Raw genomic sequence first — 19,142 nt, forward strand, 5'->3', positions numbered from 1 at the left:
TCTTCTAGGGGGCACACATTAATGAGACAAGACATTGAAGAAATTTTAGTAACATCTGAGCAAATCCAAGAAAAGGTAAAAGAACTTGGAGCAATCCTAACAGAGGATTATAAGGACTCATTTCCACTTGCAATAGGTGTTCTAAAAGGGGCAATGCCTTTTATGGGCGACCTATTAAAGAATATTGATACATATTTGGAAATGGACTTTATGGATGTTTCGAGTTATGGAACATCAACAGTTTCTTCTGGAGAAGTAAAAATTATCAAAGACTTAGATACTTCAGTGGAGGGAAGAGACATCCTGATCATTGAAGATATCATTGATAGTGGTTTAACACTAAGTTATCTTGTTAAACTATTCCGCTATCGTAAGGCAAAATCAATCAAAATTGTTACACTGCTTGACAAACCAACTGGAAGAAAAGCTGATATTAACGCAGACTATGTAGGCTTTGAAGTACCAGACGCCTTTGTTGTAGGGTATGGATTGGACTATGTGGAAAAATATCGAAATCTTCCATATATCGGGGTGTTAAAGCCTGAGATTTATCAAAAATAATCTCAATTTCTAATTTGTTGTATTACCATGATTTTCTATGATACTATTTAAAATAGTCGTGTTTACTGTGGGAGGAGGTAAGGAATGAATCGGATCTTCCGTAATACCATATTTTATTTACTAATATTTTTAGTCATCATTGGAGTTGTTAGCTTCTTTACAGGTGCTAATCCTAAAACGGAGCAAATAACGTATAATGAATTCATTTCTGACTTAAATAATGGAAATGTAACAGAAATGACTGTACAACCGGTTCGAGGTGTATTTGAAGTAAGAGGTAAAATGAAAGGTTATTCAGAAGACGAAACCTTTCTAACGTACATACCAACCGAACAAGGATTGGATCGTGTTGATAAAGCTGCTGAAGCAAACAATGTAAGCAAATTGGATGTTGCGCCAGCTGAAGAAACAAGTGGATGGGTTACATTTTTCACATCCATCATTCCATTCGTCATTATCTTTATTTTATTCTTCTTCTTACTTAACCAGGCTCAGGGCGGTGGTAGCCGTGTTATGAACTTCGGTAAAAGTAAAGCCAAGCTTTACAGTGAGGAAAAGAAAAAGGTTAAATTTAAAGATGTAGCGGGTGCTGATGAAGAAAAGCAAGAACTAGTCGAGGTTGTTGAATTCTTAAAAGATCCTCGTAAATTCGCCGAGCTAGGCGCAAGAATTCCTAAGGGTGTTCTATTAGTAGGACCTCCAGGTACAGGTAAAACATTGCTTGCAAGAGCAGTTGCAGGTGAAGCGGGAGTGCCGTTCTTCTCAATTAGTGGTTCGGATTTCGTTGAGATGTTTGTCGGTGTCGGGGCTTCACGTGTTCGTGATTTATTTGAGAATGCGAAGAAAAATGCTCCATGTATTATCTTTATTGATGAAATTGATGCTGTTGGTCGTCAACGTGGTGCTGGTTTAGGTGGAGGGCACGATGAACGTGAACAAACCCTTAACCAATTACTTGTTGAGATGGATGGTTTCGGAGCTAATGAAGGTATTATCATTATTGCCGCTACAAACAGACCTGATATTCTTGACCCTGCGTTATTACGTCCAGGTCGCTTTGATCGTCAAATTACGGTTGACCGCCCAGATGTAATTGGTCGTGAGGCAGTACTTAAAGTTCATGCTCGTAATAAACCGTTAGATGAGTCAGTCGATTTAAAAGCAATTGCTGCTCGTACACCTGGATTCTCGGGTGCGGATTTAGAGAACCTGTTAAATGAAGCAGCACTTGTTGCAGCAAGGCAGGATAAAAAGAAAATTGATAACACAGATCTTGATGAAGCAACAGACCGAGTAATTGCTGGTCCTGCTAAAAAGACTCGTGTTATTTCCAAGAAAGAACGTAATATTGTTGCTTATCATGAAGCAGGACATACAATTATTGGTGTCGTGTTAGATGAAGCAGATATGGTTCATAAAGTAACCATTGTCCCTCGTGGTCAAGCAGGTGGATATGCAGTTATGCTACCTAAAGAAGATCGTTACTTTATGACGAAACCTGAACTACTTGATAAAATCACTGGTTTACTTGGTGGTCGTGTAGCTGAGGAAATTATCTTCGGTGAAGTAAGTACAGGAGCACATAATGACTTCCAAAGAGCTACCAACATTGCTCGTAAAATGGTTACTGAATATGGAATGAGTGAAAAACTAGGTCCATTGCAATTTGGTCAATCTCAGGGTGGTCAAGTGTTCTTAGGACGCGATATCCATAATGAGCAAAACTATAGTGATGCTATAGCACATGAAATTGATATGGAAATTCAACGTTTCATCAAGGAAAGTTATGAGCGTGCACGTCAAATACTTACTGATAATCGTGAGAAGCTTGAATTAGTTGCTCAAACATTATTAGAGGTTGAAACACTTGATGCAGCTCAAATCTCAAGTCTTGTTGAAAAAGGCAAGCTTCCAGATCGTCCGGTAACAAGTAACCAGGCAAATGGTGAAAGTTCAGAAGATGTAAAAGTGAATATTAACAGTAAAAAAGAAGATGAGCAATCTTCTGAGAAATAATAGAAAAAGATCGATGACATATATTGTTGTCGATCTTTTTTATGTGCAAAAAAGATGAACAAGAAGTGTGATCTGCTAACCTTTATACATTTTTGTTATTCTTACCTATTCACGGTAGTCTCAAATATGGAAGTAGAGTAACTTTATGATAAAATATAACAGGAATGTCAATATAAAATAGAACAGATAAAGTGGTGATCCTTTTGATTCTTGTATTGGATGTAGGAAATACAAATACTGTTTTGGGTGTATATGAGCAGGATGCTTTAAAGCACCATTGGAGAATAGAAACGAGTCGAAACAAAACAGAAGATGAGTTTGGTATGTTGATAAAGAACTTATTTGAACATGTGAATATATCCTTCAAGCAAATTGAAGGCATTATTATTTCATCGGTTGTACCACCGATCATGTTTGCACTAGAAAGAATGTGTAGTAAATATTTTGACATAAAACCGCTGGTTGTTGGTCCAGGGATTAAAACAGGTTTAAACATAAAATATGAAAATCCCCGCGAGGTTGGAGCTGACAGAATCGTCAATGCAGTTGCAGGCATTCAGGATTATGGAAGCCCCCTTATTATTGTTGATTTTGGCACAGCTACTACATACTGTTATGTGAATGAAGAAAAACAGTACATGGGTGGTGCTATTGCACCGGGAATAAATATTTCTACAGAGGCTCTCTATTCAAGAGCAGCTAAGCTTCCAAGAATAGAAATTACTAGACCTGAACATATCATTGGGAAAAATACAGTAAGTGCGATGCAAGCAGGTATTTTATATGGATATGTTGGTCAAGTTGAAGGTATTGTTAAACGGATGAAAGAACAATCTAATAAAGTACCTAAAGTTATTGCAACTGGAGGACTTGCTTCCTTAATTGCTAAGGAATCTGATTGTATTGATATTGTTGATCCATTTCTAACATTAAGAGGTTTACAACTAATTTATGAACGCAATGTTCATGCATAAGTATTTTTTCTAAGGTGCCAGTTACAGGGTACAAAAGAAGGGAGTTAACGATGAACGACTATTTAATAAAAGCCATGGGATATAACAATCAAGTAAGGGCATATGCGACAAGAACGACAGAAACAGTTGCCGAAGCTCAAAGAAGACACCAAACATGGCCTACAGCATCTGCAGCTTTAGGACGTGCTATGACAGCAGGAGTTATGATGGGTTCTATGTTAAAAGGTAACGCAAAGCTGACCATTAAGGTTGAAGGAAAAGGTCCAATTGGCGTTATCCTTGTTGATAGCAATTCAAAAGGTGAAGTAAGAGGATATGTGACAAACCCTCAAACTCATTTTGATTTAAATGCTCAGGGTAAGCTTGATGTGGCAAGAGCTGTTGGAACAGATGGAATGCTGACAGTTGTGAAGGATCTTGGATTAAAGGATAACTTTTCTGGACAAGTACCAATTGTTTCTGGTGAATTAGGAGAAGACTTTACATATTATCTTGTTACATCTGAACAAGTTCCTTCGTCTGTAGGAGTAGGAGTTTTAGTTAATCCTGATAATACAATCCTGGCTTCAGGTGGATTTATTATTCAGTTACTCCCGGGAACGGATGATGAAACAATTACTGAAATAGAAAATAGATTAAACAGTATTGAGCCTATCTCTAAGTTAATTCAAAGAGGTTTAACACCGGAAGAGATTTTAGATGAAGTGCTTGGTAAAGGAAATGTAAAGATTCTCGAAAAACAACCTGTTTCATTCCGTTGTCAGTGTTCAAAAGAACGAATTGAAAATGCAATCGTTAGTTTGGGAGTAGACGAGATTCAGTCAATGATTGATGATGAAGGTCAAGCTGAAGCGCAGTGTCATTTTTGTAATGAAACCTACTTGCTTACTAGAAAGGACTTAGAGGAATTAAAGAAAGCCGCAAGTCAATAACGATAAGTTTTACCGGGAGTTGGAGAGAGTGAGCGGGAAAACATTATGGAGTGTTATTTTCGGCTTAGTTATTCTAAATTGCTTAACTGTTGCATATTTTATTAATCCTTATGGAGTTCTTCCTGTTAATGGAGATGAACAGGAAGATGAAGTCATTGCAACAATTGGTGAAACAACCATTACAAGAGAACAATGGATGGCCGAGCTGGAAACACGTTATGGCAAAGACACATTAAGAGAATTAGTGAACGTGAAGGTTGTTGAGGAACTTGCTGAAAAATACGATCTATCAGTATCTGATGAGGTTATTGAACGGGAACTAACTTTTTATAAATCAATGTATACATCTCTAGATGAAGAACAGTTTTCTGAAGAGCAAAATTGGGAACAGCAAATCAGATATAGTATTTTATTAGAGGAGCTTTTGACAAAAGATGTTGAGGTTCCTGAAGAAGATCTTCGCTCATTTTATGAAAATAATAAAGAACTCTATGATATAAAAGATATCTATCACTTATCACATATTGTTGTCAAAACAGAAGAAGAAGCAAAAGCTATAATCAAAGAACTTGCCGGCGGTTCTAGCTTTGAAGCTTTGGCACTCGAGGCATCAATTGATGAATTTACAGCAAATCAGGGTGGAGATATTGGCTTTATCTCCACAGACAATGATTATGTCTCGAAGGAATACTTGCAAATTGCTCCTGAGCTTTCTGCAGGAGACTGGAGTCACCCGATAAAGGTGAATGTGGGTTATGCTGTTCTGCTCCTGAAGGAAAAATTGGTTGGTAAAACGTATTCGTATGATGAGGTAAAGGACCAAATCCGCAGACAAATAGCACTTGAGAAAATGGAAGGGCTGTGACTGCAGACCCATTGTGGCAAGAGATTGGTGTATCTTGGTTTTATGAAGATGAAACAGGGAAAAATTAGTACAAATAGCATAAAAGGTTTTGACAATTTTGAATTAAATTGATATATTACTCTTATAAATCCAATAAATTTACTCGGGATAGAGGAGGAATAGTATGGCGCGTGTAGCAAATTCTATACATGAATTAATTGGTGAAACACCGGTTGTAAAGTTAAACAGACTTGTTGATGATAACAGTGCAGATGTATACCTAAAACTAGAGTTTATGAACCCTGGAAGTAGTGTTAAAGATCGTATTGGACTTGCTATGATCGAAGCTGCAGAAAAGAAGGGTGATTTAAAACCTGGCGACACAATCATTGAGCCTACTAGTGGTAACACTGGAATCGGTTTAGCGATGGTAGCTGCAGCTAAGGGGATTAATGCAATTTTAGTTATGCCTGATACAATGAGCCTAGAGCGTAGAAACCTGCTACGTGCATATGGAGCAGAATTAGTGCTAACTCCTGGAGCTGAAGGTATGGGAGGAGCAATCCGTAAAGCTGAAGAGCTTGCAAAAGAGCATGGTTACTTTATGCCTCAACAATTTAAAAATGAAGCAAATCCTGAAGTACACCGTTTAACAACTGGTAAAGAGATTGTTGAACAAATGGGCGATCAACTAGATGCGTTTATCGCAGGTATTGGTACAGGTGGGACAATCACAGGTGCTGGTTCTGTTTTAAAAGAAAACTATTCTTCTATTAAAATTTATGCAGTTGAGCCTACAGATTCGCCGGTTCTTTCAGGCGGAAAACCAGGTCCACATAAAATCCAAGGTATTGGTGCTGGATTCGTACCAGATATCTTAAATACAAATGTTTATGATGAAATCATCACTGTTAAAAATGAAGAAGCATTTGAAACAGCTAGAAGAGCAGCTAAAGAAGAAGGTATTCTTGGCGGTATCTCTTCAGGTGCAGCAATTTTTGCAGCTTTAAAAGTAGCTAAAGAATTAGGTAAAGGTAAAAAAGTATTAGCTGTTATCCCAAGTAACGGTGAGCGTTACTTAAGTACACCTTTATATCAATTTGATTAATATAGATTTAACTTAAAAAGGAGTTGACCTTGTCAGCTCCTTTTTTATTTTTAATAACTCCTTAGCTTGTTGTGTCTTTATATTTCCTCCAGGTAAGCAGCATACTAATTTTATAAGAAAAAGCTAAAATACTATGTTTTCTTTCACACATTTATGTAAAATGGATATAAGAGTTTTAAAGGAGAGATTAGTCATGCAGCAAAGACGGGCATCGTTAAGTATACATTTTGATTATGAACAAGATTTCTTTAATCAATATAAGTACCTTACACAAGATGAAGAACAGCATGCCATCTTAGAAAGTGGTCGTGGTGGAAGATATAGTATTGCGGGTATTAAGCCTATAGCCTCGGTAATGGGAAAAAATGAGCAGCTGATGATAACAAATGAACAAGGAACCATTGTAAAAGAGGGAAAGCCTCTTGATCTTTTTAAAGATTGGTTCCAACAGTACTATACTGAATCAGATCCTAATCTCCCAGATTTTCAAGGTGGTGCCATTGGCTTTATTAGCTATGATTGTGTGCGTCATTTTGAAAAATTACCTGCTGTAGCTGTAGATGATTTAGAAACACCTGATATATATTTTCTTCTTTTTGATGATGTAGCTGTTTATGATCATCATACGTCCAAGCTATGGTTAATCACTCACTATTATCATGAACAAGAAAAACAGCAGGCAGAGAATAAACTGCAGAAAATGAAGGATAGTTGGACCTCTGAAGTGAACAACGTTAAACAACCAGAGTTAATGGTAAATGGACCCTCATCTAACCCAATAACATTTTCTGAAAAGGGATTTAAAAAAGCTGTTGAAGCAATTAAAACCTATATTAGTCAAGGAGATGTTTTTCAAGTTAATTTGTCTGTAAGACAGCATTTTGCATTGGAAAATCATCCATTTAAGATTTATGAGACATTGCGTAAAGTCAATCCGTCTCCATATATGGCTTATTTACATTTTCCTGAATTTCAAATAATAAGTGGCTCCCCGGAATTACTTGTTAAAAGACAAGGTGATGTTGTAAGTACACGACCAATTGCAGGTACTCGTTCAAGAGGGAAAGATGAGCAAGAAGATTTAAAACTTGCAAATGAGTTGGTTGAAAATGAAAAAGAAAGAGCCGAACATGTGATGCTTGTTGATTTGGAGCGCAATGACCTCGGGAGAGTTTGTGAGTATGGCTCTGTTCATGTAAATGAATTTATGGTCATTGAAAAATATTCACATGTGATGCATATTGTTTCAAATGTAAAAGGGACATTAAAAAAAGAAGCAAATTATACAGATGTTATCAAAGCGACCTTCCCAGGTGGTACAATTACAGGAGCACCTAAAGTAAGAACAATGGAAATTATTGAAGAGCTTGAACCAACCCGAAGAGGAATTTATACAGGTTCAATAGGTTGGATCGGCTTTGATGAAAATATGGAATTAAATATTGTCATTCGTACAATGATCACAAAAGATGGATTTGGGTATGTTCAATCTGGGGCAGGAATTGTTATTGATTCTAATCCGGATTATGAATATAAAGAAGCTTTAAAGAAGGCAAGAGCGTTAGTTCAAGCTATTGAGTTGAGCAAAGAAGAGAAAATATTAGGTTGAGGTGAGTATAGTGATTTTAATGATTGATAATTATGATTCATTTACATTTAATTTAGTACAGTATTTAGGTGAATTAGGGGAAGAATTGGTTGTTAAGAGAAATGACGAGATCACAATCGCAGAAATTGAAGAGTTAAATCCACAATTTTTAATGATATCCCCTGGACCATGTAGTCCTAATGAAGCTGGTATTAGCATGGAAGCAATTGAATATTTTGCTGGGAAAATTCCAATCTTTGGAGTGTGCCTCGGTCATCAGTCAATTGCCCAAGTATTCGGTGGCGATGTAGTGCGTGCCGAGCGTTTGATGCATGGTAAAACATCTGAGATGCATCACAACGGTGAGACAATCTTTAAAGAAATGGAGAACCCATTTACTGCTACGCGTTATCATTCTTTAATTGTAAAAAATGAAACGTTACCGGATTGCTTAGAAGTAACGGCATGGACAGATGAAAATGAAATTATGGCCCTCCGCCATAAAACATTACCCATTGAAGGGGTGCAATTTCATCCTGAGTCGATAATGACAACATTCGGTAAAGACCTTCTTAGAAACTTTATTAATCAATATAAACCTGTAGAAAAGAGCTAATAGGTGTGTATATATACATTAATTCACAGTTTATAAAAGATACAGAAGCCACGATTTCTCCATTTGATCATGGCTTTCTTTATGGATTAGGGGTTTTTGAAACATTTAGAATATATGAGGGTTTTCCTTTTTTACTACATGATCATTTAGCAAGGCTCCAACATGCAGTTGATCAATTAGGGATCACATACCAAATTGATTTTGAAGAAATGTATGAGATGATTCAGGAGCTTTTAAGGATAAATGCCTGTCAAAATGAAGATGTTACAGTTCGGTTAAACATCTCAGCTGGCCTTGGAGAAGTTGGGAAACTACTTCAGGATTATGATAAGCCAACCATTATGTGTTTTATTAGAAAAGCTCCACCAGTAAATATGACCGAAAAGGAAGCAGCGATACTTAATTTAAGAAGAAACACGCCTGAAGGAAGGGAACGTTTAAAATCCCATCACTACCTAAACAATATTTTAGGAAAGCGTGAACTTAAAGGAACTCCTGATTTGGAAGGTATTTTTCTAACTGAAAAAGGATATGTGGCAGAAGGGGTTGTTTCTAATATTTTCTGGGTGAAGGAAGGCGCTGTTTACACACCATCATTAGAGACTGGAATTCTAAACGGAATCACAAGACAGTTTATCATCAAGTGTTTAGAGAGATTAGAAATTCCTTTTTATGAAGGTTTTTACCATAAAGAACATTTGTTCGAATCCACTGAGGTAATTATAACGAATTCATCCCAAGAAATTGTTCCGGTTAAAAAAATCCATGAGCAATATTTCCAAGGGAATGAAGGGGAGTACAGTAAGAAGTTAACTGACTTGTATAATCACTATAAGACCAAACTATTAAGTATACAAGAGTTATAAAGGAATGAGGACGATGAAAACTTTAACAAAGCAACAGATGATTGAATGTGGTGACTATACTCTTAATTATCATGATAAAACCTTAATTATGGGGATTTTAAATATAACACCTGACTCATTTTCTGATGGCGGGAAGTTTAGCACCATAGACCTTGCGATTAAACGTGCGGAGGAAATGCTTCAACATGGTGCAGACATTATTGATATTGGTGGAGAATCGACTAGACCTGGGCTAGTACAGTCACGCAAGAGGAAGAGTTAGATCGTGTTATTCCTGTTATAAAAAATCTTTCACGAGTGATTAAAGCTCCAATATCAATTGATACTTATAAAGCGGAAGTAGCTAAACAAGCAATTGAAGCAGGAGCATCGATCATAAATGATGTTTGGGGAGCGAAGGCAGATCCTAATATGGCAAAGGTTGCTGCAGAATACGATGTACCGATTATTCTAATGCATAATCGAACAAATAAGAATTACGAACAGCTTATACCTGATATGATTGTAGACTTAATGGAGTCTGTGGCTATTGCTAAAGAAGCGGGAGTTAAGGATGCGAAAATCATTCTTGATCCAGGGGTCGGGTTTGCAAAAACAATGGATGATAATCTAGAAGTGATGAGAAATCTCGATGCTTTCGTCCAACTAGGATATCCTGTATTGCTAGGTACCTCAAGAAAATCGTTTATAGGACATATCCTAGATGTTCCTCCAACAGAACGTATGGAGGGAACTGGTGCAACGGTTTGTTTAGGAATCCAAAAGGGATGTCATATTATGAGAATACATGATGTGTTAGAGATGTCCAGAATGGCTAAAATGATGGATGTTATGCTTGGGAAGGGAGGAGTAAACAATCGATAAAATATATGTAAGCGGGATGGAGTTTTACGGGTACCACGGTGTATTTCAAGAGGAAAATAAGCTGGGTCAACGTTTTAGAGTAGACCTGGTTGTTGAGTTGGACTTAAAAAAGTCTGGAGAAACAGATGAATTAGAGTATAGTGTAAACTATGCATCTTTATATAAATGCTGCAAGGAAGTAGTGGAAGGTAAGCCCTATAAACTTGTAGAATCTGTAGCAGAACAAATCGCAAGAAAACTACTAACAGAATTTCCGCTTATTCATTTTTGTGAAGTGAAAGTGATTAAGCCAGACCCTCCAATTCCTGGACATTATAAGGAAGTCGCTGTTGAAATAAAAAGGGGAAGAACATGAAAAATGATGTTTATATAGCACTAGGTTCGAATATGGGGAATCGGGAAAGATATCTTCTCGATGCTATAAAGAAAATCAATCAACATCCTTCTATTAGTGTAGTAAATATTTCCTCCATCTATGAAACAGATCCGATCGGCTTCACAGATCAAGAGCAATTTTTAAATATGGTTATTCATGCTAACACTGATTTAACAGCATTTCAGCTTCTTCTTTCTCTCCAGGAAATTGAAAAACTACTTGACCGAAAAAGGGAAGTAAAATGGGGACCAAGAACTTTAGACCTTGACATTTTGCTGTATAATCATGAAAATATTGAAGCAGAACAATTAATTGTTCCTCATCCTAGAATGCATGAACGAGCATTTGTTCTTATCCCTTTGTATGAATTAAACAAAGACATAAGCATTCCTACTTTAGATAAACCAATTTCAACTATCATAGATCAATTACAAGATAAAGAAGGAGTACGAATATGGAAGCAGAAAAATGGGGTAGACGTATTCGCGCTTTTAGAAAATTAAAAGGATATACCCAAGAGAGTTTTGCCAAGGATCTTGGTGTTTCTGTTTCTGTATTAGGCGAAATAGAAAGAGGAAATCGCGAACCCAGTAAAGAGTTTATAGAGGATGTAGCAAAATCCCTTAATGTAACAGTAGAGGAATTAACCCCAAACTAAACTACTAGCAAAAGGAGGTATGCAGAATGTTTAAGATTGGCGATATTGAATTAAAGAACAGAGTCGTTTTATTTCAATGGCAGGAGTATGTAATGCAGCTTTTAGACTAACAGTTAAAGAGTTTGGCGCTGGATTAGTATGTGCTGAAATGGTAAGTGATAAAGCTATCCTTTTAAAAAATGCAAGAACAATGGGAATGCTTTATATTGATGAACGTGAAAAGCCATTAAGCTTACAAATATTCGGTGGTGAAAAGGATACACTTGTTGAAGCGGCTAAATTTGTTGATAAAAATACAACAGCTGATATTATTGATATAAACATGGGATGTCCAGTTCCGAAAATCACAAAATGTGATGCAGGGGCAAAATGGCTTTTAGATCCAAATAAAATTTATGACATGGTATCGGCGGTAGTAGAAGCGGTAGATAAGCCAGTTACAGTTAAAATGCGCATGGGCTGGGATGAAGATCATATTTATGCCGTTCAAAATGCCCAAGCGGTAGAGCGTGCAGGTGGAAAAGCAGTAGCTCTTCATGGTCGTACTAGAGTACAAATGTATGAAGGTACAGCAAATTGGGATATCATTAAAGAAGTAAAAGAATCTGTTAACATTCCTGTAATAGGAAATGGTGATGTTACAACACCTCAAGATGCAAAGCGCATGCTAGATGAAACAGGTGTTGACGGTGTTATGATCGGTCGCGCAGCACTAGGAAATCCGTGGATGATTTATCGTACGGTTAAATTTTTAGAAACTGGCGAATTGATGGATGAACCTGGTGTGCGTGAGAAGATGGAAGTTTGCAAGCTTCATCTAGATCGTCTAATAGCATTAAAAAATGAAAATGTAGCAGTTCGTGAAATGAGAAAACATGCTGCCTGGTACCTAAAGGGTATTAGAGGTAATGCAAAGGTTCGTAATGACATCAATTTAATGAACACTAGAGAAGAATTTGTTAATCTATTAGATGAGTTTGTTTTAGAGATGGAAGCAAAAGAAGATAGTGCTAGCCAAGCAGGTTAATATTCAGTTTAGTAGTTATCTATTGTTTTGCTGTTTTTACTGCCAGTATTCCTGGCAGTTTTCTGCTTTTCAATTTGTATAGATAGGAGTGTTAGTATGAGTCAGGAAGAAATGAATCAAGAAGAATTGAGTGATCAACTCAAAGTTAGACGTGAGAAATTACATAATTTAAGAGAAAAAGGGTTAGATCCATTCGGTAAGCGATTTGAAAGAACACATCAAACTGAAGATATCATCGCAACATACGAAGGAATAGAAAAAGAAGAATTAGATGAAAAAGAAGTAATAGTTACAATAGCGGGGAGAATTATGACCAAGCGAGGTAAAGGTAAAGCAGGCTTTGCTCACATCCAAGATTTATCAGGTCAAATTCAAATCTACGTTCGTAAAGATGCAGTAGGTGATGAAGCATATGAGATTTTCAATACTGCTGATCTTGGTGATATCATTGGTGTAACAGGTGTGGTATTTAAAACTAAAGTTGGCGAGCTATCGATAAAAGTGAAATCGTTCGAATTGCTGACAAAAGCATTGCGTCCACTACCGGATAAATTTCATGGATTAAAAGATATTGAACAACGTTATCGTCAAAGATACGTAGATTTAATCATGAGTCCTGAAAGTAAGAAAACATTTATTGCGCGTAGTAAAATTATTCAAGCGATGCGACGTTATTTAGATGACCAAGGATATCTAGAAGTTGAAACGCCAACTATGCACTCTATCCCAGGTGGGGCGTCTGCACGTCCATTTATTACACACCATAATGCATTAGATATGCCGTTATACATGCGTATTGCTATAGAATTGCATCTAAAGCGTTTAATCGTAGGTGGATTAGAAAAAGTTTATGAAATTGGTCGTGTATTCAGAAATGAAGGAGTTTCTACTCGTCACAATCCTGAATTCACAATGATTGAACTTTACGAAGCATATGCTGATTATCAAGATATCATGACATTAACTGAGAATGTCATTGCACATTGTGCGAAAGAAGTGTTAGGAACAACAACAGTACAATATGGAGAGTATGAAGTGAATCTTGAGCCGAAGTGGACAAGACTTCATATGGTAGATGCAATTAAAGAACATACAGGTGCTGACTTCTGGAAGGAAATGACGATCGAAGAAGCTAGAACTCTTGCTAAAGAACATAATGTAGAGATTACTGAACATATGCAATATGGCCACATTGTAAATGAGTTCTTTGAACAGAAAGTAGAGGAGAAATTAATTCAACCTACTTTCATCTACGGTCACCCGGTGGAGATCTCTCCTTTGGCTAAGAAAAACGATGAAGATGATCGTTTCACTGACCGTTTTGAGTTGTTTATTGTTGCTCGTGAACACGCAAATGCCTTCACAGAGCTTAATGATCCAATTGACCAAAAGGAAAGATTTGAAGCACAACTTAAAGAACGTGAGCAAGGTAATGATGAAGCTCATATGATGGATGAAGACTTTATTGAAGCTCTAGAATACGGAATGCCTCCAACTGGTGGATTAGGAATTGGAATTGATCGATTAGTAATGCTATTAACGAACTCTCCTTCAATTCGTGATGTATTACTATTCCCGCAAATGAGACATCGTTAATAAAGAACCCCTGCAAAAATGCAGGGGTTTAATTTTTTTAAAAAAGTACTTGCGTAAGTTTGTTTGCGATGGTATATTAGAATACGTTGCTGCGAAACAGGCAGATAACATACAAATAACAAATAAAAAAAACTGTTGACTTTTAGTTTTGAAGTTTGTTATAATGTGAAAGTTGTTGTTAAACAATGATCTTTGAAAACTAAACAAAACCAAGCGTGCAAAAGTTAATTTCGATTAACAAAAACGTACTATATAGTACAAACTTTTATGAGCTATATCAACTCTTTATTGGAGAGTTTGATCCTGGCTCAGGACGAACGCTGGCGGCGTGCCTAATACATGCAAGTCGAGCGAACCAATGGGAGCTTGCTCCCTGAGGTTAGCGGCGGACGGGTGAGTAACACGTGGGTAACCTGCCTGTAAGATTGGGATAACTCCGGGAAACCGGAGCTAATACCGGATAACATTTTGAACCGCATGGTTCAAAGTTGAAAGACGGCTTCGGCTGTCACTTACAGATGGACCCGCGGCGCATTAGCTAGTTGGTGAGGTAACGGCTCACCAAGGCGACGATGCGTAGCCGACCTGAGAGGGTGATCGGCCACACTGGGACTGAGACACGGCCCAGACTCCTACGGGAGGCAGCAGTAGGGAATCTTCCGCAATGGACGAAAGTCTGACGGAGCAACGCCGCGTGAACGATGAAGGCCTTCGGGTCGTAAAGTTCTGTTGTTAGGGAAGAACAAGTACCAGAGTAACTACTGGTACCTTCGGTACCTAACCAGAAAGCCACGGCTAACTACGTGCCAGCAGCCGCGGTAATACGTAGGTGGCAAGCGTTGTCCGGAATTATTGGGCGTAAAGCGCGCGCAGGCGGTTTCTTAAGTCTGATGTGAAAGCCCACGGCTCAACCGTGGAGGGTCATTGGAAACTGGGGAACTTGAGTGCAGAAGAGGAGAGTGGAATTCCACGTGTAGCGGTGAAATGCGTAGAGATGTGGAGGAACACCAGTGGCGAAGGCGACTCTCTGGTCTGTAACTGACGCTGAGGCGCGAAAGCGTGGGGAGCGAACAGGATTAGATACCCTGGTAGTCCACGCCGTAAACGATGAGTGCTAAGTGTTAGAGGGTTTCCGCCCTTTAGTGCTGCAGCAAACGCATTAAGCACTCCGCCTGGGGAGTACGGTCGCAAGACTGAAACTCAAAGGAATTGACGGGGGCCCGCACAAGCGGTGGAGCATGTGGTTTAATTCGAAGCAACGCGAAGAACCTTACCAGGTCTTGACATCCTTCGCTACTTCTAGAGATAGAAGGTTCCCCTTCGGGGGACGAAGTGACAGGTGGTGCATGGTTGTCGTCAGCTCGTGTCGTGAGATGTTGGGTTAAGTCCCGCAACGAGCGCAACCCTTGATCTTAGTTGCCAGCATTCAGTTGGGCACTCTAAGGTGACTGCCGGTGACAAACCGGAGGAAGGTGGGGATGACGTCAAATCATCATGCCCCTTATGACCTGGCTACACACGTGCTACAATGGATGGTACAAAGGGCTGCAAGACCGCGAGGTCAAGCCAATCCCATAAAACCATTCTCAGTTCGGATTGCAGGCTGCAACTCGCCTGCATGAAGCCGGAATCGCTAGTAATCGCGGATCAGCATGCCGCGGTGAATACGTTCCCGGGCCTTGTACACACCGCCCGTCACACCACGAGAGTTTGTAACACCCGAAGTCGGTGGGGTAACCGTAAGGAGCCAGCCGCCTAAGGTGGGACAGATGATTGGGGTGAAGTCGTAACAAGGTAGCCGTATCGGAAGGTGCGGCTGGATCACCTCCTTTCTAAGGAAAATGAGCACGCTTGGTATTTTGTTTAGTTTTGAGAGATCATACTGATCTTTCTATATAAGTAAGACTCAATACATAGGAGTCTAAATGCAGATTGCATTTGAACATCCTGTGTTTTATGTTCCTTGAAAACTAGATAACGAAAACAATTCAAGTAATTCACTGAGTTTAAACGCTTAGTTTAGTGATTCTCTTAATAATTGATTTAAACGACATCTTCGATGTCAAAGGTTAAGTTGTTAAGGGCGCACGGTGGATGCCTTGGCACTAGGAGCCGATGAAGGACGGTACTAACACCGATATGCTTCGGGGAGCTGTAAGTAAGCTTTGATCCGGAGATTTCCGAATGGGGAAACCCACTGCTCGTAATGGAGTAGTATTTTTACCTGAATACATAGGGTATTAAAGGCAGACCCGGGGAACTGAAACATCTAAGTACCCGGAGGAAGAGAAAGCAAACGCGATTTCCTGAGTAGCGGCGAGCGAAACGGAAGAAGCCCAAACCAAGAGGCTTGCCTCTTGGGGTTGTAGGACACTCTATACGGAGTTACAAAGGAACGGAGTAAATGAAGAGGTCTGGAAAGGCCCGTCAAAGAAGGTAACAACCCTGTAGTTGAAACTTCGTTCCCTCCAGAGTGGATCCTGAGTACGGCGGGACACGTGAAATCCCGTCGGAAGCAGGGAGGACCATCTCCCAAGGCTAAATACTCCCTAGTGACCGATAGTGAACCAGTACCGTGAGGGAAAGGTGAAAAGCACCCCGGAAGGGGAGTGAAAGAGATCCTGAAACCGTGTGCCTACAAGTAGTCAAAGCCCGTTAATGGGTAATGGCGTGCCTTTTGTAGAATGAACCGGCGAGTTACGATCCCGTGCAAGGTTAAGTTGATAAGACGGAGCCGCAGCGAAAGCGAGTCTGAATAGGGCGAAAGAGTACGTGGTCGTAGACCCGAAACCAGGTGATCTACCCATGTCCAGGGTGAAGTTCAGGTAACACTGAATGGAGGCCCGAACCCACGCACGTTGAAAAGTGCGGGGATGAGGTGTGGGTAGCGGAGAAATTCCAATCGAACTTGGAGATAGCTGGTTCTCTCCGAAATAGCTTTAGGGCTAGCCTTGAAATGAGAGTCTTGGAGGTAGAGCACTGATTGGACTAGGGGCCCCCATCGGGTTACCGAATTCAGTCAAACTCCGAATGCCAAAGACTTATGTTCAGGAGTCAGACTGCGAGTGATAAGATCCGTAGTCAAGAGGGAAACAGCCCAGACCACCAGCTAAGGTCCCAAAGTATACGTTAAGTGGAAAAGGATGTGGAGTTGCTTAGACAACCAGGATGTTGGCTTAGAAGCAGCCACCATTTAAAGAGTGCGTAATAGCTCACTGGTCGAGTGACTCTGCGCCGAAAATGTACCGGGCCTAAACGTATCACCGAAGCTGTGGACTGTTCTTTTAGAACAGTGGTAGGAGAGCGTTCTAAGGGCTGTGAAGCCAGACCGTAAGGACTGGTGGAGCGCTTAGAAGTGAGAATGCCGGTATGAGTAGCGAAAGAGGGGTGAGAATCCCCTCCACCGAATGCCTAAGGTTTCCTGAGGAAGGCTCGTCCGCTCAGGGTTAGTCGGGACCTAAGCCGAGGCCGAAAGGCGTAGGCGATGGCCAACAGGTTGAAATTCCTGTACCACCTCCTCACCATTTGAGCAATGGGGGGACGCAGAAGGATAGGGTAAGCGCGCTGTTGGATATGCGCGTCCAAGCAGTTAGGCTGACAACGAGGCAAATCCCGTTGTCGCGAAGGCTGAGCTGTGATGGCGAGGGAACTATAGTACCGAAGTTCCTGATTCCACACTGCCAAGAAAAGCCTCTAGCGAGGTGAGAGGTGCCCGTACCGCAAACCGACACAGGTAGGCGAGGAGAGAATCCTAAGGTGAGCGAGAGAACTCTCGTTAAGGAACTCGGCAAAATGACCCCGTAACTTCGGGAGAAGGGGTGCTTTTTAGGGTGAATAGCCCGGAAAAGCCGCAGTGAATAGGCCCAGGCGACTGTTTAGCAAAAACACAGGTCTCTGCGAAGCCGCAAGGCGAAGTATAGGGGCTGACGCCTGCCCGGTGCTGGAAGGTTAAGGGGAGAGGTTAGCGCAAGCGAAGCTTTGAACCGAAGCCCCAGTAAACGGCGGCCGTAACTATAACGGTCCTAAGGTAGCGAAATTCCTTGTCGGGTAAGTTCCGACCCGCACGAAAGGCGTAACGATCTGGGCACTGTCTCAACGAGAGACTCGGTGAAATTATAGTACCTGTGAAGATGCAGGTTACCCGCGACAGGACGGAAAGACCCCGTGGAGCTTTACTGTAGCCTGATATTGAATTTTGGTACAGCTTGTACAGGATAGGTAGGAGCCTGAGAAGCCGGAGCGCTAGCTTCGGTGGAGGCGTCGGTGGGATACTACCCTGGCTGTATTGAAATTCTAACCCACAGCCCTGATCGGGCTGGGAGACAGTGTCAGGTGGGCAGTTTGACTGGGGCGGTCGCCTCCTAAAATGTAACGGAGGCGCCCAAAGGTTCCCTCAGAATGGTTGGAAATCATTCGTAGAGTGTAAAGGCACAAGGGAGCTTGACTGCGAGACCTACAAGTCGAGCAGGGACGAAAGTCGGGCTTAGTGATCCGGTGGTTCCGCATGGAAGGGCCATCGCTCAACGGATAAAAGCTACCCCGGGGATAACAGGCTTATCTCCCCCAAGAGTCCACATCGACGGGGAGGTTTGGCACCTCGATGTCGGCTCATCGCATCCTGGGGCTGTAGTCGGTCCCAAGGGTTGGGCTGTTCGCCCATTAAAGCGGTACGCGAGCTGGGTTCAGAACGTCGTGAGACAGTTCGGTCCCTATCCGTCGTGGGCGTAGGAAATTTGAGAGGAGCTGTCCTTAGTACGAGAGGACCGGGATGGACGCACCGCTGGTGTACCAGTTGTCTTGCCAAAGGCATAGCTGGGTAGCTATGTGCGGAAGGGATAAGTGCTGAAAGCATCTAAGCATGAAGCCCCCCTCAAGATGAGATTTCCCATAGCATTAGCTAGTAAGATCCCTGAAAGATGATCAGGTTGATAGGTCAGAGGTGGAAGCGCGGTGACGTGTGGAGCTGACTGATACTAATCGATCGAGGACTTAACCTAATAAAAGAGCGTTAGCTCAGTGAATTGAATTGTGATTCGTTATCTAGTTTTGAAGGAATATATTTTCTTCAAAAAATATATTGATTTTTCGACAGAATATTATATAATAGTTTTTGTCG

Annotated in this window: 13 protein-coding genes, 2 rRNA genes and 2 pseudogenes; all 17 read left to right on the forward strand. The window is 40.5% G+C overall.

Translation table 11 applies throughout. The features are described 5' to 3' along the window. Positions 1–21: 21 nt before the first annotated feature. The 17 genes and pseudogenes from hpt (at position 22) to MVE64_RS13965 (ending at position 19,023) form a co-directional block, all read left to right on the forward strand. Entirely contained in the window at positions 22–561 is a 540-nt protein-coding gene (hpt, locus tag MVE64_RS13885) for a hypoxanthine phosphoribosyltransferase (protein WP_098795083.1), read from the forward strand. An 84-nt stretch (positions 562–645) separates the two neighbouring features. Further along, the gene (ftsH, locus tag MVE64_RS13890) at positions 646–2,577 is read left to right on the forward strand and encodes an ATP-dependent zinc metalloprotease FtsH (RefSeq protein WP_247339036.1); all 1,932 of its coding nucleotides are present in this window, start codon (positions 646–648) and stop codon (positions 2,575–2,577) included. Between the two features lie 203 nt (positions 2,578–2,780). Next, on the forward strand, positions 2,781–3,551 hold the full coding sequence (locus MVE64_RS13895) for a type III pantothenate kinase (RefSeq protein WP_247339037.1): 771 nt from the start codon (positions 2,781–2,783) through the stop codon (positions 3,549–3,551). 50 nt (positions 3,552–3,601) lie between these two features. Continuing rightward, complete coding sequence (hslO, locus tag MVE64_RS13900) at positions 3,602–4,483, forward strand: Hsp33 family molecular chaperone HslO (protein WP_247339038.1); 882 nt, start codon at positions 3,602–3,604, stop codon at positions 4,481–4,483. Between the two features lie 28 nt (positions 4,484–4,511). Then, positions 4,512–5,348: a peptidyl-prolyl cis-trans isomerase gene (locus MVE64_RS13905; protein WP_247339039.1), complete on the forward strand. Its 837-nt coding sequence runs from the start codon at positions 4,512–4,514 to the stop codon at positions 5,346–5,348. 163 nt (positions 5,349–5,511) lie between these two features. Further along, positions 5,512–6,435, forward strand: a complete 924-nt coding sequence (cysK, locus tag MVE64_RS13910) for a cysteine synthase A (RefSeq protein ID WP_247339040.1) — start codon at positions 5,512–5,514, stop codon at positions 6,433–6,435. A gap of 193 nt (positions 6,436–6,628) precedes the next feature. After that, positions 6,629–8,044: an anthranilate synthase component I gene (trpE, locus tag MVE64_RS13915; protein WP_247339041.1), complete on the forward strand. Its 1,416-nt coding sequence runs from the start codon at positions 6,629–6,631 to the stop codon at positions 8,042–8,044. A 10-nt stretch (positions 8,045–8,054) separates the two neighbouring features. Further along, on the forward strand, positions 8,055–8,639 hold the full coding sequence (gene pabA / locus MVE64_RS13920; protein WP_247339042.1) for an aminodeoxychorismate/anthranilate synthase component II: 585 nt from the start codon (positions 8,055–8,057) through the stop codon (positions 8,637–8,639). Positions 8,640–8,644: 5 nt separating this feature from the next. Then, positions 8,645–9,505 (forward strand): aminodeoxychorismate lyase, encoded by an 861-nt coding sequence (gene pabC / locus MVE64_RS13925; RefSeq protein ID WP_247339043.1) that lies wholly within the window; start codon positions 8,645–8,647, stop codon positions 9,503–9,505. Between the two features lie 13 nt (positions 9,506–9,518). Next, positions 9,519–10,369: pseudogene (folP, locus tag MVE64_RS13930) on the forward strand (dihydropteroate synthase). After that, a complete protein-coding gene (folB, locus tag MVE64_RS13935) occupies positions 10,362–10,724 on the forward strand; it encodes a dihydroneopterin aldolase (RefSeq protein ID WP_247347053.1) in 363 nt (120 codons plus the stop codon). The pseudogene folP and the gene folB overlap by 8 nt, the downstream one beginning before the upstream one ends. Next, entirely contained in the window at positions 10,721–11,248 is a 528-nt protein-coding gene (gene folK, locus MVE64_RS13940; protein ID WP_247339045.1) for a 2-amino-4-hydroxy-6-hydroxymethyldihydropteridine diphosphokinase, read from the forward strand. Before folB ends, folK begins: the two co-directional genes overlap by 4 nt. After that, entirely contained in the window at positions 11,200–11,403 is a 204-nt protein-coding gene (locus MVE64_RS13945; RefSeq protein WP_098795071.1) for a helix-turn-helix domain-containing protein, read from the forward strand. The genes folK and MVE64_RS13945 overlap by 49 nt, the downstream gene beginning before the upstream one ends. Before the next feature lie 26 nt (positions 11,404–11,429). Further along, a pseudogene (gene dusB / locus MVE64_RS13950) lies at positions 11,430–12,430 on the forward strand (tRNA dihydrouridine synthase DusB). A 96-nt stretch (positions 12,431–12,526) separates the two neighbouring features. Then, positions 12,527–14,026 carry a lysine--tRNA ligase gene (lysS, locus tag MVE64_RS13955; protein WP_247339046.1) on the forward strand — a complete coding sequence of 500 codons (1,500 nt, stop codon included), beginning with the start codon at positions 12,527–12,529 and terminating at the stop codon, positions 14,024–14,026. A gap of 285 nt (positions 14,027–14,311) precedes the next feature. Then, a 16S ribosomal RNA gene (locus tag MVE64_RS13960) occupies positions 14,312–15,858 on the forward strand. 235 nt (positions 15,859–16,093) lie between these two features. Then, positions 16,094–19,023, forward strand: a 23S ribosomal RNA gene (locus MVE64_RS13965). The 16S and 23S rRNA genes sit together here, the layout of an rRNA operon. Positions 19,024–19,142 lie beyond the last annotated feature (119 nt).

Origin of the sequence: Metabacillus endolithicus (assembly GCF_023078335.1) — a bacterium.
Taxonomy (GTDB): domain Bacteria; phylum Bacillota; class Bacilli; order Bacillales; family Bacillaceae; genus Metabacillus; species Metabacillus endolithicus.